This window comes from Kribbella antibiotica (assembly GCF_004349055.1).
GTDB classification, from domain to species: domain Bacteria; phylum Actinomycetota; class Actinomycetes; order Propionibacteriales; family Kribbellaceae; genus Kribbella; species Kribbella antibiotica.
Window position 1 is genome coordinate 1 of sequence record NZ_SMKX01000153.1, and the last position, 21,216, is coordinate 21,216.

Below are 21,216 nucleotides of genomic sequence, written 5' to 3' on the forward strand. Positions count from 1 at the left end.
GGTGAGGAGGGCTTGGGCGGCAGCCGGGGTGGTGGGGTCGAGCGGCTCGGCGGAGCTGGGGAGGCCAGGTTCGGTGAAGTCGGATTCGTGGAAGGCGAGGGTGTCGCGGATGGGGACGGCGTGGAGTTCGCCGAAGACCAGGCGGAGTTGTTCGGCGGCGCGGAGGCCTCGGGAGCGGCCGCCGTAGACGACGAAGGCGACGGGTTTGGCGAACCAGGGGCGGCGGACGGCGTCGATCGCGGTCTTGAGGTCGCCGGGGTAGGCGTGGTTGTACTCGGCCGTCACGATGACGATCGCGTCGGCCTCGGCGATCCGGGCCGGGAGATCGGTCAGCGGGAGCGTGCTGAGGTCGATCAGGTCGGGTTTGAACTCGTCGTGCCGGTCGGCCTCACGGGCGAACCATTCGGTGACCGCAGTGCCGAAGCGGCCGGGCTCGAGGTTGCGGGTGAGCACGGCGAGGCGGAGCGGATGGACAGTCACGTCCCAGGACGCTAATACCTCAACACGACTTGAGGTCAAGCCGGCGGGTACGGCGGCTCCGGCAGCCGGTACGGCGGTCGCGCGGGAACCGGCGGCGTGCGCAGGCCCAGGATCGCCAGGACCACGGTCACCACGATCACCAGGCCGACCTCCACGATGCGGACCGTCGACAGCAGACTCCGCAGGAGGAGCAGCTCGAACGCACAGCCCGCCGCGGCAATCACTGCGAGCCAGAGGCCGGCACGGCGACGCGCCACCAGGAACCCGACCGCGTTCAGGGTGAAGAGCGCGCCGAGGACGGACGGCAGACCGATGAAGATCACCGTGTAGCCGTGCGGATCACACTGCGGCCCGCAGGAAGAATCGTCCGGGGAGCCGGCGTCGACCAGTTGCGCGATGATCGCCACCGCCAGCAGCAGTGTCGCCGAAGCGTTCGCGATCCAGAGCCACGGCTTCAGCGAAAACACCCCATTAGCCTCGACGAAGCCCCCACTACAAGAAATGCCTCGCACCAGATAAACTCATGGATTTGTGGCTACCACCAAAGAAATGCATTCGGGAGCCAACAGAGACGCATTTTATCACAAGGGGTTTTGAATTGCCGAATCCGGTCGACGCCGAACAAGCGCATCTCACGACCTTCTACGCCGCCCTCGACACCGAGCGGGATCGGACGGAACGGCGTACCCGGGAAGAGCTGCTGATCAGCACCCGGAACGCGCAGGCGCTCAACCAGCGCGACGGGCGGATCCGCAACCTCGACATCCGGTTGTCCCGGCTGAATCGCGCCGAGGAAGGCCTGTATTTCGGGCGGCTGGACGCGGCCGACGGCGAGGTGCTGCACATCGGCCGGCTCGGGCTGCACGACGCTGACTACGAGCCGTTGCTGATCGACTGGCGCGCTCCGGCAGCGCGCCCGTTCTACATCGCGACCGCGATCGCCAACCAAGGCGTCGTACGGCGTCGCCATATCCAAACGCGGTTGCGTCGCGTCGTCGACGTGCAGGACGAGCAACTGGACCTCGATCGGGAGGCCGCTGATCCGTCCAAGCCAGGGACCGGCGTGATCGGCGAGGCCGTGCTGCTGAAGGCGCTGGACGCGCGCCGGACCGGCCAGATGGAGTCGATCGTGCAGACGATCCAGTCCGACCAGGACCGGATCATCCGCTCCGGGCTCCCCGGAGTCCTGGTCGTCCAAGGCGGTCCCGGCACTGGTAAGACCGCAATCGCACTGCACCGCGCGGCCTATCTTCTGTACACGCACCGTGAGCAACTGGAAAAGCGCGGAATTCTGGTCGTCGGACCGAATGCGGCATTCCTCAAGTTCATCGGCCAGGTGCTCCCGTCGCTCGGTGAGGACGGCGTTCGCCTGGTCACGATCGCCGAGCTGTACCCGGGCTTGTCGGCAACCCGTCCCGAGGCGCCGGAGAGCGCCGAGGTGAAGGGCCGCGCGGTGATGGCCGAGGTGATCGAGAAGGCGGTCGCCGCTCGGCAGTGGGTGCCGGAGAGCCCGGTCGAGGTCCTCGTCGACCGGACGACGCTGACGCTCGACCCCGAGTTCGCTCGCACGACTCGCAACCACGCGCGCCGCCGGAATCTCACGCACAACCAGGCGCGCCCGTTCTTCCTCAACGAGATCGTCGACGGCCTGACCGCGCAGTACTCGGACCTGATCGGCACCGACCCGCTCGACGGCGAGAACCTCCTCGACGAGTACGACCTCGCCGAGCTCCGCAAAGAGATCCTCGCCGAGCCCGCAATCCATGCCCTGCTGGACAAACTCTGGCCGCAGCTCAGCCCGCAGACGCTCCTCGAAGACCTGTACGGCGACGAAGCGCGACTCGCCGAGGCCGCGCCCCAACTGAGTGTCCTCGACCGCGAACACCTCCTCCGGTACGGCGCCGACTGGAGCCCGTCCGACGTACCGCTGCTCGACGAAGCGGCCGAGCTTCTCGGCGACGACGGGACCGAAGCCGCGCGGGAAAGAGCAGCCCGGGCGCGCTCAATCGCTTATGCACAAGGGGCTTTGGACCTGCTGTCCGGTTCGGGGTCGACCGACTTCGACGAGGAAGACGCCTCCGAGGTGCTGACCGCGAAGGACATCCTCGATGCGCAGATGCTTGCCGAGCGCTACGAAGCCGACGACGACCGCACCCTCGCCGAGCGTGCCGGCGCCGACCGTCGGTGGACCTACGGCCACGTCATCGTCGACGAAGCGCAGGAGCTCACCCCGATGGCCTGGCGTGCGATCGCGCGGCGCTGTCCGTTGCGCTCGATGACGCTGGTCGGCGATGTCGCTCAGACCAGCGCGATCGGCGGCGGCACGAGCTGGTCGTCCGCGCTCGGTGAGACCTTCGGCGACCGCTGGCGGCTGGCGGAGCTCACCCTCAACTACCGCACGCCGGCCGAGGTGATGGACCTCGCAAACGCCGTGCTGCACGAGGTCGACCCGACGGCCAAACCTCCGCGCTCAGTCCGTTCGACCGGCGTCCAGCCGTGGCACGCGGACGTCGCACCGGCCGAACAACCCTTGTATGTCTACAAGATGGCGTCCGAGGAGACCCAGTACGGCGAGGTCGGCGTGATCACGTCACGCAGCCGGCTCGAGCTCATTCAGGAAGCGGTCGACGGCCTGACCGGGGTCACCGTCCTGACCGCCCGCGAAGCGAAGGGACTCGAGTTCGACTCCGTCCTGGTCGTCGACCCGGACGGCATCGTGATCGAGTCCCCGCGCGGACTCCGAGACCTGTACGTCGCTCTGACCCGTTGCACACAACGTCTCGGGATCATTGGTGAGCTGCCCGAGGCGTTGGCCGGTCACGACTGGAATCAGTGATCGGCGCAACACTTCTGCTGATGCTGGAGTTCGAACGGGATCAGCAGGTTGCCGGCCGCCGGCTGTAACTGCAGTACGAGCTGGCCTTCCCGCCGTACTGGGCGGAGGAAGTCGAGCGTGTCGACCAGTGCGTCGTCGGTGATCGGTAGGCCACCAACGGCTTCCAGGTGGTCGATTCCCGCCCGTGCCCGGAGCTCGGCCGCACGCAGGACGCCGCGGCCCTGCTCGTGACCGGGCCAGCGGACGACACGACCCGCCGTACCGAGTGCTGCTTCGACGGCGGCCACGTAGGCGCCGCGGACGAGTTGGCTCGGGCCGGAGAGCTCGGGTTGGGAAGCGCCCGGTTGGGTGATCGCCACGCCTGCGAACCGATCCGCGAGCAAGGCGCGGATCGGTTCGGCGATATCGGCGGCGACGGCCAGCGAGACCGCCACGTGCGGGCGGTCGCCGCCGTGCACCATGTGGGTGCAGGCGACGACCGGCTGGTCCACAGCCTCGAGCAGTTCGTACAGCAGGTGGTCGGCTTCCGCTGTGTCCCTGCTGTCGGCGTCGACGGCGACAATCACTTCGGCAGCACCCAGATCGGGTTCGTGTAGAACCACAGGTCGACCCACGGGTCCGCGTCGCCGACCACGTCGAGCGCCGGTCCGGCCGGGTCGACGGCTGCACCGTGATACCCAGGCTGGCTACGGTGTCCGTCCGTGCCTCGCACGCGAATGTAGGAAGCTTCCTCGACCCGGCCGAGCGGGTGGACGAGCTCGAAGGTGCCGCGCTTGCCCGAGGTGTCCCACTGCCGGACGACCTTGGTCTTCGGCGCCGCGAAGGTGTCGCGGTCGCTGACGTGGCCGGTCACCGCGCCCTGGATGACGTCGACGCGGTTGAGCGTCGGGACGAAGTTCGCCCAGTTCGGCATCGTCTGAGCGGTGATCCGTACGACGAGCTCGACCGGACGGCCCTTCCGTACGACGAGCGCGCCGCCGAGAGGTTCGCCGTACCGCTTGCCGACCTCGCGGACCTCGACCTCGACACCCTTCGCGAGCATGCCGTGGTCGACCCACATCCGGCCGTTGCGCAGACCCTCCATCACCGACAGGTAGTCGCGGCGGTCAGCACCGACGTGCGTACGGCTGTAGAAGCCGGGCCAGAAGTCACTGTTCGTGGGGAGCACCTGGTTGCCGTAGACCGGATCCATGTACCGGCCGTCGCGGTCGAACTGCTCCTGACTGGAGCCGTCGGGGCGGCGGGCAGTCTCGTTCCAGTTGTTGTGCGAGTCGGAGTTCGCGCTGATCCACCACGGCTTGCCCTCGGCGAGAAGGCTGTCCCACAGACCGCCGACGGTCGCGGTCATCCAGTCGAAACCACCCCAGGTGCGGTAGCTCTCCGGCGGGTACGCCGGGAACGAGTTCGCGTTCGGTGAGTTGCCGTAGATCCCGCGGGCACCGCCGGTACCGATCCCCTTCGGAAGACCGCCGGCCTGGTGACCGGGAGCGCCCTCGAAGCCGATCGCGATGCGCGGGTCAGCGTCGCGCCAGTTGCGGATCTCGTGCGGGCTGTCGATGCCGTTGCGGGCCGGGTGGTTGGCCAGGAAGAGCGCATCGGCGACCCGGCGCTTGTCGACCTGCTGGCCGAGCCACTGGATGCCGGAGACCGCGAGCGCCTCGTTGGCCGCAGTGTTCGCACCGGCGTTCTTCACGCTGCCGTCGTAGCTGTTCTCGAACTGCTTGAGCACCTCGACCTCGCGGCTGCCCGGCGCGACGAAGATCGTGCCGTGCTCGGCGGCCGGGATGTTCCACTCCAGCCCCTGGAAGATCAGGGTGTCTTTGAGCTCGGAGCGGGCGGCCTTGATCTGCGGGTTGACCAGGTCGACGCCGATCCGGGCGTGCGTCGCGCCGCCGTGGTCGGTGATCACGAGCCAGTCCAGACCGTACGCCGCTGCATGCCGCGCCTGGTCGATCACGCGGTACATGCCGTCGGAGCTGAACTGGGTGTGGATGTGGTGATCGCCGGCCAGCCAGACGTTCGGCCGGTTGCCGTGATTGAAGATCCACCCGTCCTTCGGCGCGGTCGCAGCCGCGAATTGGGCGCCGGTGACCGCTAGCGCCGCCGTACCGCCGAGGATGCCGGCCGAGCGAAGCAGTCCGCGGCGGCTCACCTCGGTCGGGCTCAGGTCGCTGTCGGGTACCGACTCGTCGAGCGCGGCCAGCGTGGACGCGTCGAGTTCGGTGTTGGGGTGGTGATGGTCGTGCGAGTGGTCGTGCCCATGTCCGTGCCCGTGACCATGACCGTGTCCATGCCCGTGACCGGCGGCGTGCGAGTGCCCCATCGTGCTTCCTCCTGACAAAGGGAAATCCGCCGGATCATCGCCCCTTTGCATGTCCGCCGGGTGTTGCTCCGGTGAACCGTTGAACGCACCTGCGACGCCGTCGCAGCGGGCGCTCGCGTTCATCAAGGCGGACCACCAGCTGAGACCGCGGGGGCCGGATCGCGGGATTGGTCGCTTTGTGGATCCTGGTGGGCGGCTGGTGGCCTTGGCGGTCCACAAAGGTGCGGGTTTGCGCGGGGTTCGGCCGCCTGACGGCGGCCACTGAGCCTTCGGGTGGGCCGGTCCGGTGGCTGAGCTCGATGGCGAGGCCGCGACCGCGGTGAACGTTGCTTGAGGTGACGTTCTGTGGTTGCTCTAGTGGTGCGGTCGCCTGGAAAGTGGCGGTTGCTTGAGGCTGGGGAGCATAACTAGCCGATTTTGGGGGGTAACGCTCCCCGGCTCCGCGCTGTCACAGCAACCACTGCGGCGGATCAGCAAAAAGGCGTCCTGGTCGTTGGCGGCAACCACAGAACGTCACCTCAAGCAACGTCCACGCGGTCGCCGACCTCGCCATCCAGCTCAGCCACGCGCCCAGCTCAGCTATCCGTCTCTGTAAACGGCCGCAGCGGCGAGCAACCAAACGCCGTACCGGCCCGGCCGCATCCAAGCGATGCCTAAGCCGGTAAAACAAAAAACGTCCGCACCGGGCTGGGGGCTCCGATGCGGACGTGAGAATGGTTCAGGAATTACTGCATTCAGGCGCATTCAGGGGAGAAATGCGGCGGCAAGTGAGGAGCAGAACGCCAACGCTCACTTGCCGCCGGCACCGAAAGTCTTTTGTGGTCGAGGTGAGGTTCTCGGCCGACCGTCGTCCGGGTGGGTTGTCTGGTGAGATACGGACGACGAAAAGACGCTCGGAATTCTGCTCTAGCGGGGTGCTACGTCCCACATGCGCTCGCCGGGCAAGGGATCGGGGAGCCGGTCGACGGCGGGCATCGGGTCGTTGGTGACCCGGAGGCCGGCGAACCGACGGCTCATGGCGTGGGCGTACCGCTCGGCCAACGCCGGCTCGGCGTTGTAGTCGGCGATCACGTGCTCACCGAACCAGACCCGCACGCGACGGCGCTCGACGATCTGGGTGGCGGTGGCGGTTGTCACTGGTCCTCCTGGCAAATTCGCGATGATCGGCAAGGGATAAATCGCGGGCGAGCGCGGTGACGATGCGCCGTAGGTGTTCACCGTCACATCAGAACCAACGGAGCATGTGAGCCCTTGGTCACGCACCGATCTCGATTTCTCCGACTCCGGGCAAACTTTTTCGGACCATCCGGACTCGAATTGTTCGAGCAGATTTTCGACTGTCGTGAATTTCAGCCGAAAGGCCCGCGTACGGAGACGCCGCCGTCCAGAACCAACTGCTGCCCGGTCGTGTACGCCGCTGCGTCGGAGGCCAGGTGGACAACAGCAGCCGCAACTTCTTCGGAGCGGCCGTAGCGACCGAGCGGGATCTCGTCGACCCAAACATCCGCCGGCGCAGTGTTGACCGCGGTCGCAATCGCACCGGCGGCTGCGACATTCATCCGGATGCCATTGGCGGCGTACTCGGCGGCGACAGTCCGGGCCAGGCTGAGGATGCCGGCCTTCATCACCCCGTACGCCGCTTGGTCGGGAGCCGCCATGAATCCGGTCACCGAGCCGACGCTGACGATCGAGCCGCCGGTGCCCTGGTCGAGGAAGACCCGCAGGACGGTCCGGACCGCGCGAGCGACGTACCGGAGGTTGACCTCGTAGATGGTGTCCCAATCCGCGTCGGCCATCTCGTGCAGCTTCACCGCGGGGACGAACGCGACCTGCCCGCCGACGACCGTGATCAGGATGTCGAGTCCGCCGAGGCTCTCCACAGCGCTCGCGACCATCGCCTCGATGTCGGTGAGTGAGCGCACGTCACCGCTCACCGGGTACGCCGTACCGCCGGCTGCTCGCACTTGCTCGGCAGCCTCGGCCGAGCGGGCGGGGTCGAGATCCGCGACGGCCACCGCGGCTCCTTCGACGCCGAACGCGTTGGTGATGGCCCGCCCGATTCCGGCTCCGCCGCCACCGATGACCAGGGCTCGTTTCCCACTCAGCTGCATGCCCGCGAGAGTAAGTGACTGACGGGTCGCGATTCATAGGCTTTCCTCAGGAACGACACGCCGAGCTGTCGGAAGGACTCCGTACGCTGGAAGGCGTGACCATCGAAGACGAGGAAACCCAGGCTCTCGCACTGCGCAAACCTGCAGTCGAAGTTGTGGGACCGCCTGCTCCGGTTCAAGCGACGGCCTTCGCCGCCGTGCAGACCGAGCACCTGATCGGGAACGCCGGTGATGCGCTACGCCTGCTCGATGCCGTCGAGCGCGTGCGCGGCCACGCCCATCCGCTGATTCTCGGCCTGCAGGACGCGGTCGGTTTGAAGATGCCGGCCGCCCTGGTGCTGAGCGCGATTGCGAACGGCCGGAGCACGCCGGAGGGTGTTGCCGAGCAGATCGGCACGACCACGGCCGAGGCTGAGCTGGCCATCTCCGACCTGGCCGCGCTCGGCATGGTCAAGACCGGTCGCCAGGTCGTCGTCACCGGACTGGGGCAGGCACGCCTGTCCCAGCTGGACGGTCTGACCGTCCGCGTCCTCGATGTCGTCACTGGAATCCTCGGTCCGGACGACGCTGCGCATCTGATCCGCCTGCTGCACACGGTGGCGGACGGTCTCGAAGGGTCATCGAGCACCTCTGGTCCCAGCCAGGCGCTGCCGCAGGTGTTTCTCCAGAACTGATCAGGTCCCTGGGATGGAGTCGTTGTACTTGCCGAGCTGACCGCGGTAGAGCGACCCATCCCGATAGGGCCACGGGTACGCCGTGCAGCCGTGGAGCCCGAGTGTCTGCTGCTGCATGACCGGCGCCGGCTGTCCGGCGCCGGGGCAGAGCTGGTGGGCGTTGCCGAGACGGTGTCCGGTCTCGTGGTTGACCATGTACTGCCGGTACGTCGTCAGTGAGGCGCCGTAGTTCGGGACTCCGTTGACCCAGCGGGCGATGTTGAGCACAACCCGATCGCCGATCCGGCAACTGGTGTAGCGGTCGGGGGCGAAACCGCAGTACGTGTCGCGGGTTTCCGGCGTGACGAACATGAGCCGGAAGTCGGCCTGCTCCCCCGGTCCGACCTGCTGGAATCGCCACTTGCCACCCGCGGTCCAGCCCTGCGGCGCGCCATACGTCGTACGGACGAACTCGGCCAGCTCGGTCTGGTTGATGCCCTTGATCCCGCCCTCGATGGCGATCTGGAAGGTCATCAAGCGGCCAGCGCGACCGATCACGCGGTGGGCCGGGTCGGCGGGGAGCACGGTGAAGTTCACGGTGCCGCGCTGCGGATAGGTGATCGCGGCGGCGGGACGATCGGGGGTCGTCGACGACTGGTCGTTCTCGGCCGGCGGATCGGCGGGCTTGTCACCGGGATCGCCCTTCGGCTTCGGCGCGGGATCGCCCTTCTGTACGGCGGGCTTGTCGGACGGCTCGGACTGGGCGACGACCGGCCGCTCGGGCTTGCCGCCGCGGTCGAACGGGCTGGCCGGGAGCTGGTAGAGCACTCCGGCGCCGACCACCGCCACGGCGGCGAGTCCGACGATCCTGACAGCTGTCCAGCGGCGCATCGAGCCCCTCTCCTCACGACGCCCTGGTGAGCGTCCATCCACCTCTTCTTGCCTGCAAGGGCGTAAACCCTTCTCGGTCGCCGGGTGGAGATCTTTTCTCCACCTGCCGGTTCTGACACGACCGTGCTATTTTCAGGGTTGAAAAAGCACGCTCGTATTACTAAAGGAGATCTCCGATGAGACGCTGGACCGCGGGCCTGACCGCCGCGACCCTGCTCACCGCCGGAACCCCAGTGCTTGCTGCCTGGGGGGCGGCACCACCCGCACACCTGACCGCCGACGTGAACCGCGACGGCCGGCTCACCACCGCCGACAACGCCGGCCGCTCCACCTGGACCGACCATCGCGGCGCAATCTTCCTACCCAACCTCGACGACGACAGCCGCCGCTGCCGCGTTGATCCAAGCGACCTGGACGCTCCCGGCCGCGCGGTCGACGACAAACTCGCTGCCTGCAACGATGCAGCCGACGAAGTCATCAACGGACCCCGCGATCTCGCTGACCTGGCTCCGCTGAAGATCGATGCCCTACGCAACCTTTCGTCCACCGCGACAGGCACGCTGACGGTCGTCCCGGCCGACAAAGCCCGCATCTTCGCCAACGGCCACTCGGTTGGTGCGCTCACTGCGGATCAACTGCGGCGGGGCGTGCGGCTTGGGCTGGAGGGGCGGGATGTTGTTCGCGATCCGGCCAAGTGGGATGGGCGGATCACAGTCACGTTGACGGTGCGGGACCGCGGGCGGAGCAGCACAGACGTCGTACAGATGCGGATTGCGCCGTTGATGTTGCAGAACGATCTGCAGCCGGCTCAGACCGTGCTGGCGGGCGCCCCTAACGACGGGCCCGGGTGGTGGAACGGTTCGGCGCCGTATCCAGATGGGGTGCCTGGCGAGTGGGAGCCGTTTGCGCGGACATTGCGGGCGGCGGCTGGGGCCCGGGTGAAGTTTGTGAAAGGTACGAAGCAGGGCTGGAAGGACATGTGGTTACAGGACACGTTCGAGCCGGCGACCGCGAGCATGCCGGGTGTTGGTGGGCCGCACACAATGCGGATTCTGATCCGGTCCGGCAATGTCTGGGACTTCGACGGAGTCGCGACTCCGCGGCCGGCCGGGCGGCTGATCTTCCGCGATCTGCGCGGACCCGATGTCGGTGTCGTTCAGGAGCTGGCCGCGAAGGCCTCGCCCAGTCTCGACGATCTGCTGAACATGGGCGGCAACCTCGAGACACTCCCGCCGTACGACGGTTATCCACAAGGACGGGTCCTGTACGGCGCCGGCGAGCGGCGGCCCGATTCGGCGTACCTGAAGCTGGTGACCGGGCAGGGATATCAGCCGCCGGTGGTGGTCGACACGTCGTGGCTGATGGTTGGCCATGCCGATGAGACGACGCACGTCGTACGGGCGAACAACGCTCGTGGATGGACGCTGGCGGTAGCGGATCCGCGGCTTGCGGCGAAGCTGTTGCGGGATGTGCAGCGGCAAGGCGGTGGCAGTCAGCGACTGTTCGCCGACACCAACGCCAAGAGGAAACCCACTGTCGACGAGCTGCTGACCAAACTCGCCGACAACGAATCAGCCGCTCAGCACATCGACGAACAGCTCGCGATCCTGCTCAAGGCGACCGGGCTGCGCGCGGACGAGCTCGTCCGCCTCCCGGTGTTCTTCGACCGCGTTCCCGGCTACGGCCTGCTGAGGGCGCTGACGCCGGGTCTCGTGAACGGCCTGTCGATCACCGATCGCCAGTTCGCCGCTCCCGACCCGCACGGACCGCGATTACACGGTCGCGATGTGTTCCGGCAGGCAACAGAGCGCGCGCTCGGGCGGAACGGCGTACGGGTGCATTGGGTCGAGAACTTCTTCTGGTCCCACCTCGGCGGTGGCGAGGTCCACTGCGCGACCAATGCTCTCCGCGATGTCTCGCAAACCGCTCCGTGGTGGACGTCCTGATGCCCGCCGCGACTTGGTGACCGACGGCAGGAACCGGTCAGGATCTGCGAGTCGTCCGAACTTTTTGCGGAGTCAGGGACTCGAATGGGGCTGAGTGCGGTTCGGGGCCGCGGTCAGTGTCCTGTTGTCGGTCGATGAGTGGAGCCCATGTCCTCGAGGAGCAGATCTGGGCCGCCGGCGCGTCGTGCGCGGCGGGCCAAGCGGCGTGAGCGGTCCGGGGTTGGGGCGCTGGCGCTGGCGATCGTGGGGGTGCTGCTCCCGGGCGTGAGCTATCTGGCGGCGGGGCGACGGCGGTTGGGGACCGCCGTCACCCTGCTCAGCCTGAGCCTGTACGGCGCGGCTGCGTACCTGGCGCTCGCTCGTCGTGACGACGTGGTCACCTGGGCGCTGAACCCGGACATCCTGCTGTGGATGGTGGTCGGCCTCGGCGTGGTTGCGCTGTACTGGGTCGCCGTCCTCGTCTCGTCGTACAAGATGCTCCGGCCGTTGACCGCCGGACCGGGAGCGCGGCTGGCGGGGTCCGCGGTGATCGGTCTGGTGTGCTTCGGGATGGCCTCCAGTACGGCGCTCGGCGCGCAGACGCTGATGGCGCAGCGGCAGCTCGTGGAGAAGGTGTTCTCCGGCGACAAGTCGAAGAGTCAGACCCGGCCGAAGATCAAGAACACCAAAGACCCCTGGGCCCAGCTCCCGCGGCTGAACGTCCTGCTGCTCGGCGCCGACGACGGCGAGGGCCGCGACGGCACCCGGACCGACTCGGTGATGGTCGCGAGTATCGACACCAGAACCGGCAAGACCTCGCTGATCTCGCTCACCCGGAACTGGATGCGGATGCCGTTCCCGGAGGGCACCAAACTGCACGAGCAGTTCCCGACCGGCTACTGGGACCCCAACGGGCCGAAGGAACAGCCGAACTACTACCTCGACGCGATGTACCGGATCATTCCCGCCGAGCACCGCGACCTGATCGGGCCCTCGGACAACCCTGGCGCCGACGTACTGAAGCTGTCGGTCGGTGAGGCTCTCGGCCTGAAGCTGCACTACTACGTGCAGGTCAACCTGGCCGGCTTCGCCCAGTTGGTCGAGGCGCTCGGTGGCATCACCGTGAACATCAACTACAAAGTCCCGGTCGGCGGCAACGACGACAAGAAGATCCCGCCGAGCCGCTATCTCGACCCAGGGCCCAACCGGAAACTCAACGGCACCGACGCGCTCTGGTTCGCCCGCGGCCGCTACAAGGTCCCCGGCGCCGACGTCGCCCGCCAGGCCCGCCAGCGCTGCACCGTCAAAGCCATCGTCGAACGCGCCACCCCGCAGAACGTCCTGGCCAACTACATGGACCTGGCCAAGGCCGGCGAGAACCTGATCCGCACCGACATCCCGCAGACGATCCTCCCGGCGTTCGTCACCCTCGGCCAGCGCGTCAAGGACGGCGCCATCACCAACATCGATCTCAACAAAGAGAAGAACTACCCCAGCGGCCGCAACCCCAACTACGCCGCGATGCGCACACTCATCCAGCAACACCTGAACCCGGCCCCCAAATCGACGACGACCACACCGCCTCGCAAGCCGAACGGGAAGGCAACCCCCAAGGCCCCGGCTCCCGATCTCGCCTCAGCCTGCGCCTACAACCCCGAAGGCTGAACCCCGAGGGCTGAGGGTCAGGCGTAGCGGATGCCGAGGCCGCCGTCGACGGCCCAGTCGGCGCCGGTGACGAAGGCGGCGGCCGGCGAGGCAAGGAAGCAGACGACCTCGGCGACGTCTTCGGGGGTTCCGATGCGGCCGAGGGGATGAACGCCGACAGCGTGGTCGCGTTCGTGGGGGAAGGTCGTGAAGAACTCTTCGAGCAGGTCGGTGGCGATGTAGCCGGGGCTGACGGCGTTGACGCGGATGTTGTGCGGTCCGACATCGAGGGCCAGCGAACGGGTCATGCCGATGAGGCCTGCCTTGGCTGCGGCGTAGGGGAACATGCCGGCGGTGGTCAGCTTCGCGTGGATCGAGGCGATGTTGACGATGGCCCCGCGGCGGTTCTCGATCATGGCCGGGAGCACCTGGCGGGCCATCAGCCAGGCACCTTTCAGGTCGACATCGAAGACCGAGTCCCATTCGTCAACGGTCATTCGGGTGGCATCGGCGTAGGCGTTCTTGCCTGCGTTGTTGACGAGCACGGTGACCGGGCCCAGCTCGGCGGCGAGTTGGGCGACGGCTTCGGCGACCGAGTTCTCGTTGGTGATATCGCCGACGGCGGCGACCGCTCGGGCACCGGTCGCCCGGATGGCTTCGGCCGTGGTCGCAAGCTGATCAGCCAGTACGTCGATCAGCCCGACCGCGGCACCTTCCGCGGCGGCCTTCTCCGCTACGGCTCGCCCGATTCCACGGGCAGCGCCGGTTACCAGTACGACCTCGTCGATCAAACGCCCAGTCACAGTCTTGAGGCTAGCCGGGAGTAGGTCAGCGCAGGAGAAAGTAGGATTGCTGGATGTCACTCCAGGAAGTCTCGGGACCGGGCGAGGGCCCGTACGGCGTTGCGATCGCCGATGGTGACGTGTGGACGACCCTCGTGCACGCGGGCGCCGTCGTACAGGTGAGTGCTGGTGTGCGCTATGAGCTGGGGTCGGCGGAGTCGCGGCCGATGGTGATCACCGCCGCTACCGACGGCGGGGGTTGGTTCACTCGGAACGGCGATGATCAGGTTGGGCGTATTGATGCCTCCGGCAACGTTTCGCAGATCGCGGTGGCGGGCGCGCCGTACGGGATCTGCGTGGGGCCGGACAATGCCTTGTGGTGCACGTTGATGAGCACGGATCAGATTGCGCGGATCACTGGCTCCGGTGAGGTTACGGTGTTTCCGATCGGCGTCGACGGGGCGTTTCCGGCGATGATCACCGCGACCGACGAGCTGTGGTTCACGCTCAACCAGGGCAATGCGATCGGGCGGATGACTACGGCCGGCGAAGTGACGACGTACCGGCTGCCTACCGAAGGGGCGGGGCCGGTGGGGATCAGCGCTGGGCCGTCGGCTGTGTGGTTCGTCGAGATCATGGCTGATCAGGCTGGGCGGATCACTGCGGACGGGAAGATCTCGGAGTTCGCGCTGCCTGCGGGGTCTAAGCCGCACGCGGTTGTCGCGACGGCGGATGGTGGGTGCTGGATCACGTTGTGGGGTTCGGGTTCGCTGGCGCGGCTTGATGCATCCGGAGCGGTGGTTTCGGTTCACCCATTAGGCGAAGAGTCGGAACCGCATGGTCTGGCTGTCGATAGTGACGGGTCGGTCTGGGTGGCGCTGGAGAATGGTTCGCTTGCTCACATTCACGCTGGGGAGTGAGGGGACTCACGCTTTGTGGTGAGGCGCTGGTGGAGGTTGCCGGAGGAGAGTGGTGATGTGGCCACCACCTTGGCAACTCGCACCAGACAGCACCGGGTTCGCGATGTGCTGGCGGTTGGGCGGCCGGCCTTCTGGGTCGTTTCGATCGTGCCGTATTACGTCGGGATCTTGCTCGCTACACGGCAACTGGTTCCACCGCTGGAAGAGTGGCCGCGGCTGATTGTTGGCGCGGTCGTGATGGGTCCGCTGGTTTGGCTTGCGGTGCTGGCGGTCAACGACGCGTACGACCTGCCGAGCGATCGGCTCAATCCGCGGAAGGCGAAATCGCCTTTGCTGGACGGGCGGATCACACTGCGCGCGGCGAAACGGCTGGCATTCGCGGCCGCGGTGACTGCGGTGGGGATCAGCCTGCATGTCGGGGTCGTGTTCGCGGTTGGCGTGCTGCTCGCGGTGCTGCTCGGGTATGCATACAGCGTGCCGCCGGTGCGGCTGAAGACGCGAGCCGGGTTTGACGTTGCGGTGAATGCTTTGGCGCTTGGGGCCTTCGGGCCGTTGGCTGGTTGGGCTGCGATCAACCCGGATCTCAGCGACTTTCCGTGGCTGATGGGTCTGCAAGGGACGCTTGCCGCAGTTGGTCTTTATCTGCCGACCACGCTGGCTGATCTGGAAGCCGACCGGGCGGCCGGGTACCAGACGATCGCGGTCCGGTACGGAGCAGGAACGACGTACCGGATCGGGTACGGCGCCTGGATCGCGGCGGCGGCGTTGTCCGTCGTACTGGCTGCTACGGACACGATCATCCCGCGGAGCATGCTCCCGCTGGAGGTGGTGATGGTGCCGGTCCTGGTGCTCGCTTATCGGAAGCTGATCGGGACGCAGCAGTCGTTCAAGGGGATCATTGTGCTGGCGTCACTGTTCCTGTTCCCGTGTGCAACCTTCGCCCTGACGTATACCGGAGCGATCTGATGACTGAGCTTGCGGCCCACTACCCGCTTGACCTCGCGCACTTGCCTCATTTGAGGAGGTCGAGGGTTGCTTCCTGGCCGTCGGTGACGGGGAAATAGGCGAGGAAGGTAACGCCGTCCGGGCCGGCGTCGAAGCGGATCGGCTCGTCGGCGGGCTCGTAGAAGAGGTCGCCAGGGTAGAGCGTGAGCTCGGGGTCGTCGCGGAGTTGATAGACGGCGGATCCGGTCTCGATGCTGCCGAAGACTGGGCCATTGTGGGTGTGGATGCCGACGGCGGTGTTGGGGGCCATGGTGATGCGGCGCGCCTCGACCCGGCGGACGGGGAGGTCGGCGGGGAGCGTCTGGTCGAGGACTACCTGGCGGGTGATCTGGTCAGCGGACATGATCTGGATTGTACATACCAATAGGTACAGAGTGCGCGGCGCGCGCGTTTGATGGGTCGGCCCACGGGAGTGTGGGTGGGCCAACTGCATGCGGCTGGCCCACCCACAACGCGATGGGTCAGCCCACCAAATGGGGCGGGGCGAGCGGCGGGGCGAGGGATCAGAGGGTTCGTTTTTGGGGGTAGATGGTTTCGCCGCGGGAGAGTTGGTCGACGAACTGGGTGATTCGGCGGGTTCTGGTTTCTTCGCGTTTGGCGCCGTTGACTCGGTGGACGACGGCGAAGCGGTTGGCGCTGGTGAGGATGTCGAACATGGCTTGGGCTTGGGGTACGGCGGCGATGGCGGCAGCCAGGTCTGCCGGGATCTCGAGGTTGGCGGAGCCGCTGTAGGCGTTGGCCCAGCGGCCGTCGGCTTTGGCTCGGTCTACTTCGGCCCAGCCGGCGGGTTGCATGCGGCCGGCTTGGTCGAGGCGGGCGATGTAGTCGACGTTGCGTTGGGACCAGGTACTGCGGGGGCGGCGGGGGGTGTAGCGCTGGAGGTAGGTGTGGTCGTCGCGGGTTTTGCGTTGGCCGTCGATCCAGCCGTGACAGAGGGCTTCGTCGAGGGCGTCGGCGACGATCAGGTTGGTGGGGGTGGTGACGTTCTTCTTGGCCAGGACCAGCCAGACGCCGTCGCTGGATTCGTGGTTCTCGGTCAGCCAGTCGTGCCAGGCGGCCGCGTCGGCGAGGATCAGTTCTTCGGTCATCGGGCGTTCTCCTGGAAGCGGGTGGCGATGTGGTGGGCGGCGTCGATCAGCTCGGGCGGGCCGACGAGCTTCAGGTCGCACTCGAACATGGCGAAGCGGGCGGCGAGGCCGACCCAGGACCAGGCGGTCATGGTCACGCGGCAACTGGCCGGCGTAACCTCTTCGACCATCGTGTCCTGGCCGGACCAGGGCGCGACCTCGTCCGCCGGCAACTGCAGCACTGCCTCACCACGGCAGGGGAATTGCTGCGTGGTCTTAAACTGACGAGCGATGTACGTCGCGACATCCGCCGTAGGCAGTTCGCGCTGGGTGAACCGTGGTCCGGTCGGCGTCTTCGGCGTCATCCGGTCGACGCGGAAGGTCCGCCAGTCCTTGCGCCCGAGGTCCCACGCAACGAGGTACCACCGGCCACCCCAGGTCACCAGGTGATGTGGTTCCACCGCACGCGGCGGCGGCCATTCGCCTTCCGGCGCACCCGGTGACTGGTAGTCGAACCGCAGTACCTCCTGCGCCCGGACCGCCATCCCGATTGCGATCAACTGGTTCGAATCGACCGTCGTACGGCGGTTCGGGTATTTGTCGATCGTGGTCACCTGCAGCGCGTCGACGCGTTGCCGCAGTCGCGCCGGCATCACCTGACGAACCGTGGCCAACGCCCGCAACGCGCCTTCTTCGATACCGGTGACCGTCGTGGTCGCGGTCTGCAGGGCAACCGCGACTGCAATCGCCTGGTCGTCGTCGAAGAGCAACGGCGGCAGCTCGGCACCGGCGGCGAGCCGGTAACCGCCGTCCGGTCCCTTGATCGCTCGGACCGGGTAGCCGAGATCGCGCAGCCGGTCGACATCGCGTCGTACCGTCCGGGAACTGACCTCCAGGCGCTCGGCGAGCAGCGCACCCGGCCAGTCACGGCGCGCCTGGAGCAAAGACAGCAGCGAGAGCAGTCGGGCTGAAGTTTCGGACATGGGACTAGCTTGGCACCAATAGCGGCCAGGTTCCGTCCGCTACCTCGGCTGACTCATTTGGGCCATGGCGCGGAATTGCCTCGTGCACAGTGACCGGTATCACCTAGGGTGCCTGACAGATCACTGACCGCCCCCAAGGAGATCTGCATGAGGCGCCGCCCTGCCTTCCTGACTGTCCTCAGTTCCCTCGCCGCTGTCGCGCTCGCCGCGACCAGTGCCGTGGCCTCCGTTCCTTCCGACGGCGCCGCCCCTGCCGTCGGCCAGGCGGTGCTGGCCACTGACACCGACGGTGACTCACTGCCCGACACCTGGGAGACCAACGGGTACGACGCCAACGGTGACGGCGTCGTCGACGTCGACCTGAAGGCGATGGGCGCCGACCCGAAGAAGAAGGACCTGTTCGTCGAGATGGACTACATGGACGGCCGGCTCGCCAGTACGGCGGCCCTGGACCGGATCGTGCAGGTCTTCGCGCAGGCCCCGGTGATGAACCCGAACGGCACCGCCGGGATCAAGATCCACCTCGACGCCGGGTCGGCCGCCGGTGCGGCGTACAACCTCGGTGGCGGCAATCTCGTTGCCTATGACAACGACTTGAATCCGTCGGCGTCGCAGACCACCGCGATCAAGAACGCCAACTTCAAGTCGGTCCGCAAGGCCGTCTTCCACTACATGCTCTTCGCCGACAGCTACGACGGCGGCTGCAGCAGCGGCCAGGCCTTCAACATCCCGAACGACACGTTCATCGTCACGGTCGGCCCGAAGTGCAACTGGAACGCGACCGACAACACCAACGTCGGCACGTTCATCCACGAGCTCGGGCACAACCTCGGCCTGCGGCACGGCGGTTCGGACCACGTCAACTACAAGCCGAACTACCTGAGCGTGATGAACTACTTCTTCCAGCTCGGCGGTGTCCCGAAGGCCGACGGCACCCGCTACTGGAGCTACTCGAACGTCGCCCCGCCGGCGCTGAACGAGACCGGCCTGAAGGAGTCGATCGGCCTCGGCCCGAACCTCGACGTGTACAAGACCAGCTGGAAGTGCCCGGACGGCACCAGCCGCACGACGACCGGTACCGCCAGCGGCCGGATCGACTGGAACTGCGACGGTGACACCGTCGACACCGGCGCGGCCGACATCAACGACGACAACCTCACCAACACGCTGACCACCCAGAACAACTGGGCCAACATCGTGTTCGGCGGCGGCGCCGTCGGTCAGGGCGCGAACATTCAGTCCAAGACCGCGTCGGCGGAACTGCAGGAGATGACCCACAGCGAGTGGACCGAGCTCCAGCAGCACTGATTCGGGGGAAGGCCTTCACACGCAGTCAGGTGGGTGTGAAGGCCTTCTTCTTTGTCACGACGGTTGCCAGACTCCGGTCGCTGCGGTTTCGCGGGCCCAGTCGGTGAAGTCGCGCGGCGGACGACCAAGGATCTCCTGTACGCCGTTCGACACGTACTCCGAACGGTGATTGCGAATGACCGCGAACAGATCGCGGACCGCCTCGGCGTCTTCACGGGGCAGGCCCTGGTTGATGATCTCGGCGACATGCTGCTCGGGGTCGAGATCGACGTACTTGATCGGGCGGCCGGCGGCGACGGTGAGCTCGGCAGCCACCTCGTCCATGGTCAAAGTGCGCGGGCCGGACAGGGCGTAGGTCGCGCCGGTGTAAGCCTCGCTCAGCAGGGCAGCGGCCATCACGTCGCCGACATCGTTGGTGTCGATCCACGCCTCGCCACCGTCGCCGGCCGACAACCGGATTTCGCCGGCCAGCACGTCGTACCGGAAGAAGTCTTCGCTGAAGCCCTGGGCGAACCAGGCCGGCTGGATGATCGTCCAGTCCGCACCACTGGCCTGTACGGCGTGCTCTAGCCCGAGCTGACCTTCGTAGACGGCGAACTCGCGCCCGGGGCTGCCGACGCCACGCCCGGACAGAAGGACGATGCGACGTAGCCCTTCGTCGGCGGCCTGCTGCACGAAGCGGCCTGCCTGGGCGAGCCCGGTCGGGCCGACCGGCGGCGCCAGGTACGCCGTCTCGGCGCCGGCGATGGTCGGGGACCACGTGCTCTCGTCGTACCAGTCGAAGCGTTGCGCGCTCGAGCGGGATGCGAGCCGGTAGGGGACTTTGCGGGCGTCGAGCTGGGCTGCGACGCGGCGGCCGGTCTTGCCTTTGCCGCCGAGGATGAGGATCTCTTGGTTGGTCATGGGACTAGTTCAGCGCGGAAGATTGAGCTTAACCATGGCTGTTCAGCGCAGTTTGATGTCCGATACGCTCAGCCTATGGATGTGCTCGATGATCTGCTGACCGGGACTCGCGCGGTGGACGGGGTGTTCAACCTCGGCGTCCTGGAGCCGCCGTGGGCGCTGGAGATCCGCGAAGAGGCGCCACTCGCACTCGCGACGATGGTGCGCGGCGACGCGTGGATCACCCGGGACGGAATCGAGCCACTCCAGATGGCGACCGGCGACGTCGCGATCTTCACCGGTACGACGCCCTACGTCGTCGGCGACACCGTCAGCACCGCACCGCAGCTGCGGATCCGGCCCGGGAATATCTGCGAACCGTTGCCTGGAGCCCCTATTGACTACAGCGAACGGCTCGGCCTGCGCACGTACGGCGGTCGCGCTTCGGGGTCGGCAATGGTTGCTAGCGGCACCTATTCGGTGGCTGGTGATGTCAGTCGGCGACTTGTCAACGCGCTTCCGTCGGTGCTCGTCGTACCGGCTGGTGATGTCGCGGGGCCGGTGATGGAGATGATCGCGGGCGAGATCCGGCGTGAGTCGCCGGGGCAGCAGAGTGTGCTGGATCGATGGCTCGATCTCGCGCTGATCATTACGTTGCGGGCGTGGTTCGATCGGCCGGAATCGCAGGCCCCCGGCTGGTACCAGGCGCAGACTGATCCGGTTGCGGGTGGCGCACTGCGCCTGCTGCACGAGGATCCGGCGTACCCGTGGAGTGTTCCGGAGTTGGCTGATCGGGTCGGGGTATCGCGCGCTAGTCTCGCGCGGCGGTTCACTGCGGTCGTTGGTGAGGCGCCGATGAGTTACCTCACGACGTGGCGCATCACGCTTGCGGCCGATCAGCTTCGTAGTACCCAGGACACTGTGGAGACGATCGCTCGGCGGGTCGGGTACGCCAATGCGTTTGCGCTTAGCGTTGCGTTTAAACGGGTTCGCGGTACGACGCCTTCCGCGCATCGGCGTCAGGACGCGGCTTAAGCATTGCTTGGATGCGGCCGGGCCGGTACGGCGTTTGGTTGCTCGCCGCTGCGGCCGTTTACAGAGACGGATAGCTGAGCCGGGCGCGTGGCTGAGCGGGATGGCGAGGCTGCGACCACAGTGGAGGAGGCTTGAGGTGACGTTCTGTGGTTGCCGCCAACGACCAGGACGCCTTTTTGCTGATCCGCCGCAATGGTTGCTGTGACAGCGCGGAGCCGGGGAGCCTTACCCCCCAAAATCGGCTTGTGTTCTGAAGGGACATGTCGGACGGAGATGTGTAGGGACATGTCGGACACTTGATGGCTGCGGTTCGTTGGTGGGTCGTGGCGGATCTGGTGGTTTCGATGGAGGTTCGGTTCGCGATTGGCGCG

Annotated in this window: 20 protein-coding genes; 8 read left to right on the top strand and 12 right to left on the bottom strand. The window is 66.9% G+C overall.

Features of this window, described 5'->3' with window-relative positions; all coding sequences use genetic code 11:
- On the bottom strand, nucleotides 1-480 hold a 480-nt coding region (locus tag E1263_RS34645; protein WP_132175238.1), incomplete at its 3' end, for an NADPH-dependent FMN reductase.
- Nucleotides 481-515: 35 nt separating this feature from the next.
- Entirely contained in the window at nucleotides 516-947 is a 432-nt protein-coding gene (locus tag E1263_RS34650) for a hypothetical protein (RefSeq protein WP_132175240.1), read from the bottom strand.
- A 131-nt stretch (nucleotides 948-1,078) separates the two neighbouring features.
- Here E1263_RS34650 and E1263_RS34655 point away from each other — a divergent pair, with 131 nt between their 5' ends.
- Nucleotides 1,079-3,316, top strand: coding sequence for a HelD family protein (locus E1263_RS34655; RefSeq protein ID WP_202869201.1), 2,238 nt, complete (start codon nucleotides 1,079-1,081; stop codon nucleotides 3,314-3,316).
- Here the strand turns inward: E1263_RS34655 and E1263_RS34660 are convergent.
- The 4 genes from E1263_RS34660 to E1263_RS34675 form a co-directional block, all read right to left on the bottom strand.
- On the bottom strand, nucleotides 3,310-3,918 hold the full coding sequence (locus E1263_RS34660) for a hypothetical protein (RefSeq protein WP_238161815.1): 609 nt from the start codon (nucleotides 3,916-3,918) through the stop codon (nucleotides 3,310-3,312). The genes E1263_RS34655 and E1263_RS34660 overlap by 7 nt on opposite strands.
- Complete coding sequence (locus E1263_RS34665) at nucleotides 3,879-5,639, bottom strand: PHP domain-containing protein (RefSeq protein ID WP_132175244.1); 1,761 nt, start codon at nucleotides 5,637-5,639, stop codon at nucleotides 3,879-3,881. Before E1263_RS34665 ends, E1263_RS34660 begins: the two co-directional genes overlap by 40 nt.
- Nucleotides 5,640-6,545: 906 nt before the next feature.
- Nucleotides 6,546-6,776 (bottom strand): hypothetical protein, encoded by a 231-nt coding sequence (locus E1263_RS34670; protein WP_132175246.1) that lies wholly within the window; start codon nucleotides 6,774-6,776, stop codon nucleotides 6,546-6,548.
- Nucleotides 6,777-6,988: 212 nt separating this feature from the next.
- Nucleotides 6,989-7,750, bottom strand: coding sequence for an SDR family NAD(P)-dependent oxidoreductase (locus E1263_RS34675; RefSeq protein WP_132175248.1), 762 nt, complete (start codon nucleotides 7,748-7,750; stop codon nucleotides 6,989-6,991).
- A gap of 95 nt (nucleotides 7,751-7,845) precedes the next feature.
- Here E1263_RS34675 and E1263_RS34680 point away from each other — a divergent pair, with 95 nt between their 5' ends.
- Nucleotides 7,846-8,424 carry a MarR family transcriptional regulator gene (locus E1263_RS34680; RefSeq protein ID WP_238161816.1) on the top strand — a complete coding sequence of 193 codons (579 nt, stop codon included), beginning with the start codon at nucleotides 7,846-7,848 and terminating at the stop codon, nucleotides 8,422-8,424.
- On the opposite strand, the gene E1263_RS34685 is transcribed toward E1263_RS34680, so the two are convergent.
- Nucleotides 8,425-9,294: a DUF3152 domain-containing protein gene (locus E1263_RS34685; protein WP_132175250.1), complete on the bottom strand. Its 870-nt coding sequence runs from the start codon at nucleotides 9,292-9,294 to the stop codon at nucleotides 8,425-8,427.
- 176 nt (nucleotides 9,295-9,470) lie between these two features.
- Between E1263_RS34685 and E1263_RS34690 the strand changes: the two genes are divergently transcribed.
- The gene (locus E1263_RS34690; RefSeq protein ID WP_132175252.1) at nucleotides 9,471-11,240 is read left to right on the top strand and encodes a protein-arginine deiminase family protein; all 1,770 of its coding nucleotides are present in this window, start codon (nucleotides 9,471-9,473) and stop codon (nucleotides 11,238-11,240) included.
- A 147-nt stretch (nucleotides 11,241-11,387) separates the two neighbouring features.
- The gene (locus E1263_RS34695) at nucleotides 11,388-12,884 is read left to right on the top strand and encodes an LCP family protein (protein ID WP_132175254.1); all 1,497 of its coding nucleotides are present in this window, start codon (nucleotides 11,388-11,390) and stop codon (nucleotides 12,882-12,884) included.
- 17 nt (nucleotides 12,885-12,901) lie between these two features.
- Here the strand turns inward: E1263_RS34695 and E1263_RS34700 are convergent, their stop codons facing one another.
- A complete protein-coding gene (locus E1263_RS34700) occupies nucleotides 12,902-13,666 on the bottom strand; it encodes an SDR family NAD(P)-dependent oxidoreductase (RefSeq protein ID WP_132175256.1) in 765 nt (254 codons plus the stop codon).
- Nucleotides 13,667-13,719: 53 nt separating this feature from the next.
- Here E1263_RS34700 and E1263_RS34705 point away from each other — a divergent pair, with 53 nt between their 5' ends.
- The gene (locus tag E1263_RS34705; protein WP_132175258.1) at nucleotides 13,720-14,565 is read left to right on the top strand and encodes a Vgb family protein; all 846 of its coding nucleotides are present in this window, start codon (nucleotides 13,720-13,722) and stop codon (nucleotides 14,563-14,565) included.
- Nucleotides 14,566-14,622: 57 nt separating this feature from the next.
- Nucleotides 14,623-15,531, top strand: a complete 909-nt coding sequence (locus tag E1263_RS34710) for a UbiA prenyltransferase family protein (RefSeq protein WP_238161818.1) — start codon at nucleotides 14,623-14,625, stop codon at nucleotides 15,529-15,531.
- Nucleotides 15,532-15,577: 46 nt separating this feature from the next.
- On the opposite strand, the gene E1263_RS34715 is transcribed toward E1263_RS34710, so the two are convergent.
- The 3 genes from E1263_RS34715 to E1263_RS34725 form a co-directional block, all read right to left on the bottom strand.
- Nucleotides 15,578-15,913 (bottom strand): cupin domain-containing protein, encoded by a 336-nt coding sequence (locus E1263_RS34715; RefSeq protein ID WP_132175260.1) that lies wholly within the window; start codon nucleotides 15,911-15,913, stop codon nucleotides 15,578-15,580.
- Nucleotides 15,914-16,073: 160 nt separating this feature from the next.
- Nucleotides 16,074-16,658 (bottom strand): YdeI/OmpD-associated family protein, encoded by a 585-nt coding sequence (locus tag E1263_RS34720; RefSeq protein WP_132175262.1) that lies wholly within the window; start codon nucleotides 16,656-16,658, stop codon nucleotides 16,074-16,076.
- Entirely contained in the window at nucleotides 16,655-17,620 is a 966-nt protein-coding gene (locus E1263_RS34725; protein ID WP_132175264.1) for a helix-turn-helix transcriptional regulator, read from the bottom strand. Before E1263_RS34725 ends, E1263_RS34720 begins: the two co-directional genes overlap by 4 nt.
- Before the next feature lie 147 nt (nucleotides 17,621-17,767).
- Between E1263_RS34725 and E1263_RS34730 the strand changes: the two genes are divergently transcribed.
- Nucleotides 17,768-18,928, top strand: a complete 1,161-nt coding sequence (locus tag E1263_RS34730; protein ID WP_132175266.1) for a zinc-dependent metalloprotease family protein — start codon at nucleotides 17,768-17,770, stop codon at nucleotides 18,926-18,928.
- Between the two features lie 54 nt (nucleotides 18,929-18,982).
- On the opposite strand, the gene E1263_RS34735 is transcribed toward E1263_RS34730, so the two are convergent.
- Nucleotides 18,983-19,831: an NAD(P)H-binding protein gene (locus E1263_RS34735; RefSeq protein ID WP_132175268.1), complete on the bottom strand. Its 849-nt coding sequence runs from the start codon at nucleotides 19,829-19,831 to the stop codon at nucleotides 18,983-18,985.
- A 75-nt stretch (nucleotides 19,832-19,906) separates the two neighbouring features.
- Between E1263_RS34735 and E1263_RS34740 the strand changes: the two genes are divergently transcribed.
- Nucleotides 19,907-20,845: an AraC family transcriptional regulator gene (locus E1263_RS34740; protein WP_132175270.1), complete on the top strand. Its 939-nt coding sequence runs from the start codon at nucleotides 19,907-19,909 to the stop codon at nucleotides 20,843-20,845.
- Nucleotides 20,846-21,216: the final 371 nt, after the last annotated feature.

Bases quoted from the DNA above. Each gene is read 5' to 3' on its own strand.
- E1263_RS34740 (WP_132175270.1), top strand. From the start codon at position 19,907: ATGGATGTGCTCGATGATCTGCTGACCGGGACTCGCGCGGTGGACGGG.
- E1263_RS34665 (WP_132175244.1), bottom strand. From the start codon at position 5,639: ATGGGGCACTCGCACGCCGCCGGTCACGGGCATGGACACGGTCATGGT.
- E1263_RS34690 (WP_132175252.1), top strand. From the start codon at position 9,471: ATGAGACGCTGGACCGCGGGCCTGACCGCCGCGACCCTGCTCACCGCC.
- E1263_RS34695 (WP_132175254.1), top strand. From the start codon at position 11,388: ATGTCCTCGAGGAGCAGATCTGGGCCGCCGGCGCGTCGTGCGCGGCGG.
- E1263_RS34725 (WP_132175264.1), bottom strand. From the start codon at position 17,620: ATGTCCGAAACTTCAGCCCGACTGCTCTCGCTGCTGTCTTTGCTCCAG.
- E1263_RS34675 (WP_132175248.1), bottom strand. From the start codon at position 7,750: ATGCAGCTGAGTGGGAAACGAGCCCTGGTCATCGGTGGCGGCGGAGCC.
- E1263_RS34720 (WP_132175262.1), bottom strand. From the start codon at position 16,658: ATGACCGAAGAACTGATCCTCGCCGACGCGGCCGCCTGGCACGACTGG.
- E1263_RS34705 (WP_132175258.1), top strand. From the start codon at position 13,720: ATGTCACTCCAGGAAGTCTCGGGACCGGGCGAGGGCCCGTACGGCGTT.
- E1263_RS34735 (WP_132175268.1), bottom strand. From the start codon at position 19,831: ATGACCAACCAAGAGATCCTCATCCTCGGCGGCAAAGGCAAGACCGGC.
- E1263_RS34715 (WP_132175260.1), bottom strand. From the start codon at position 15,913: ATGTCCGCTGACCAGATCACCCGCCAGGTAGTCCTCGACCAGACGCTC.
- E1263_RS34730 (WP_132175266.1), top strand. From the start codon at position 17,768: ATGAGGCGCCGCCCTGCCTTCCTGACTGTCCTCAGTTCCCTCGCCGCT.
- E1263_RS34685 (WP_132175250.1), bottom strand. From the start codon at position 9,294: ATGCGCCGCTGGACAGCTGTCAGGATCGTCGGACTCGCCGCCGTGGCG.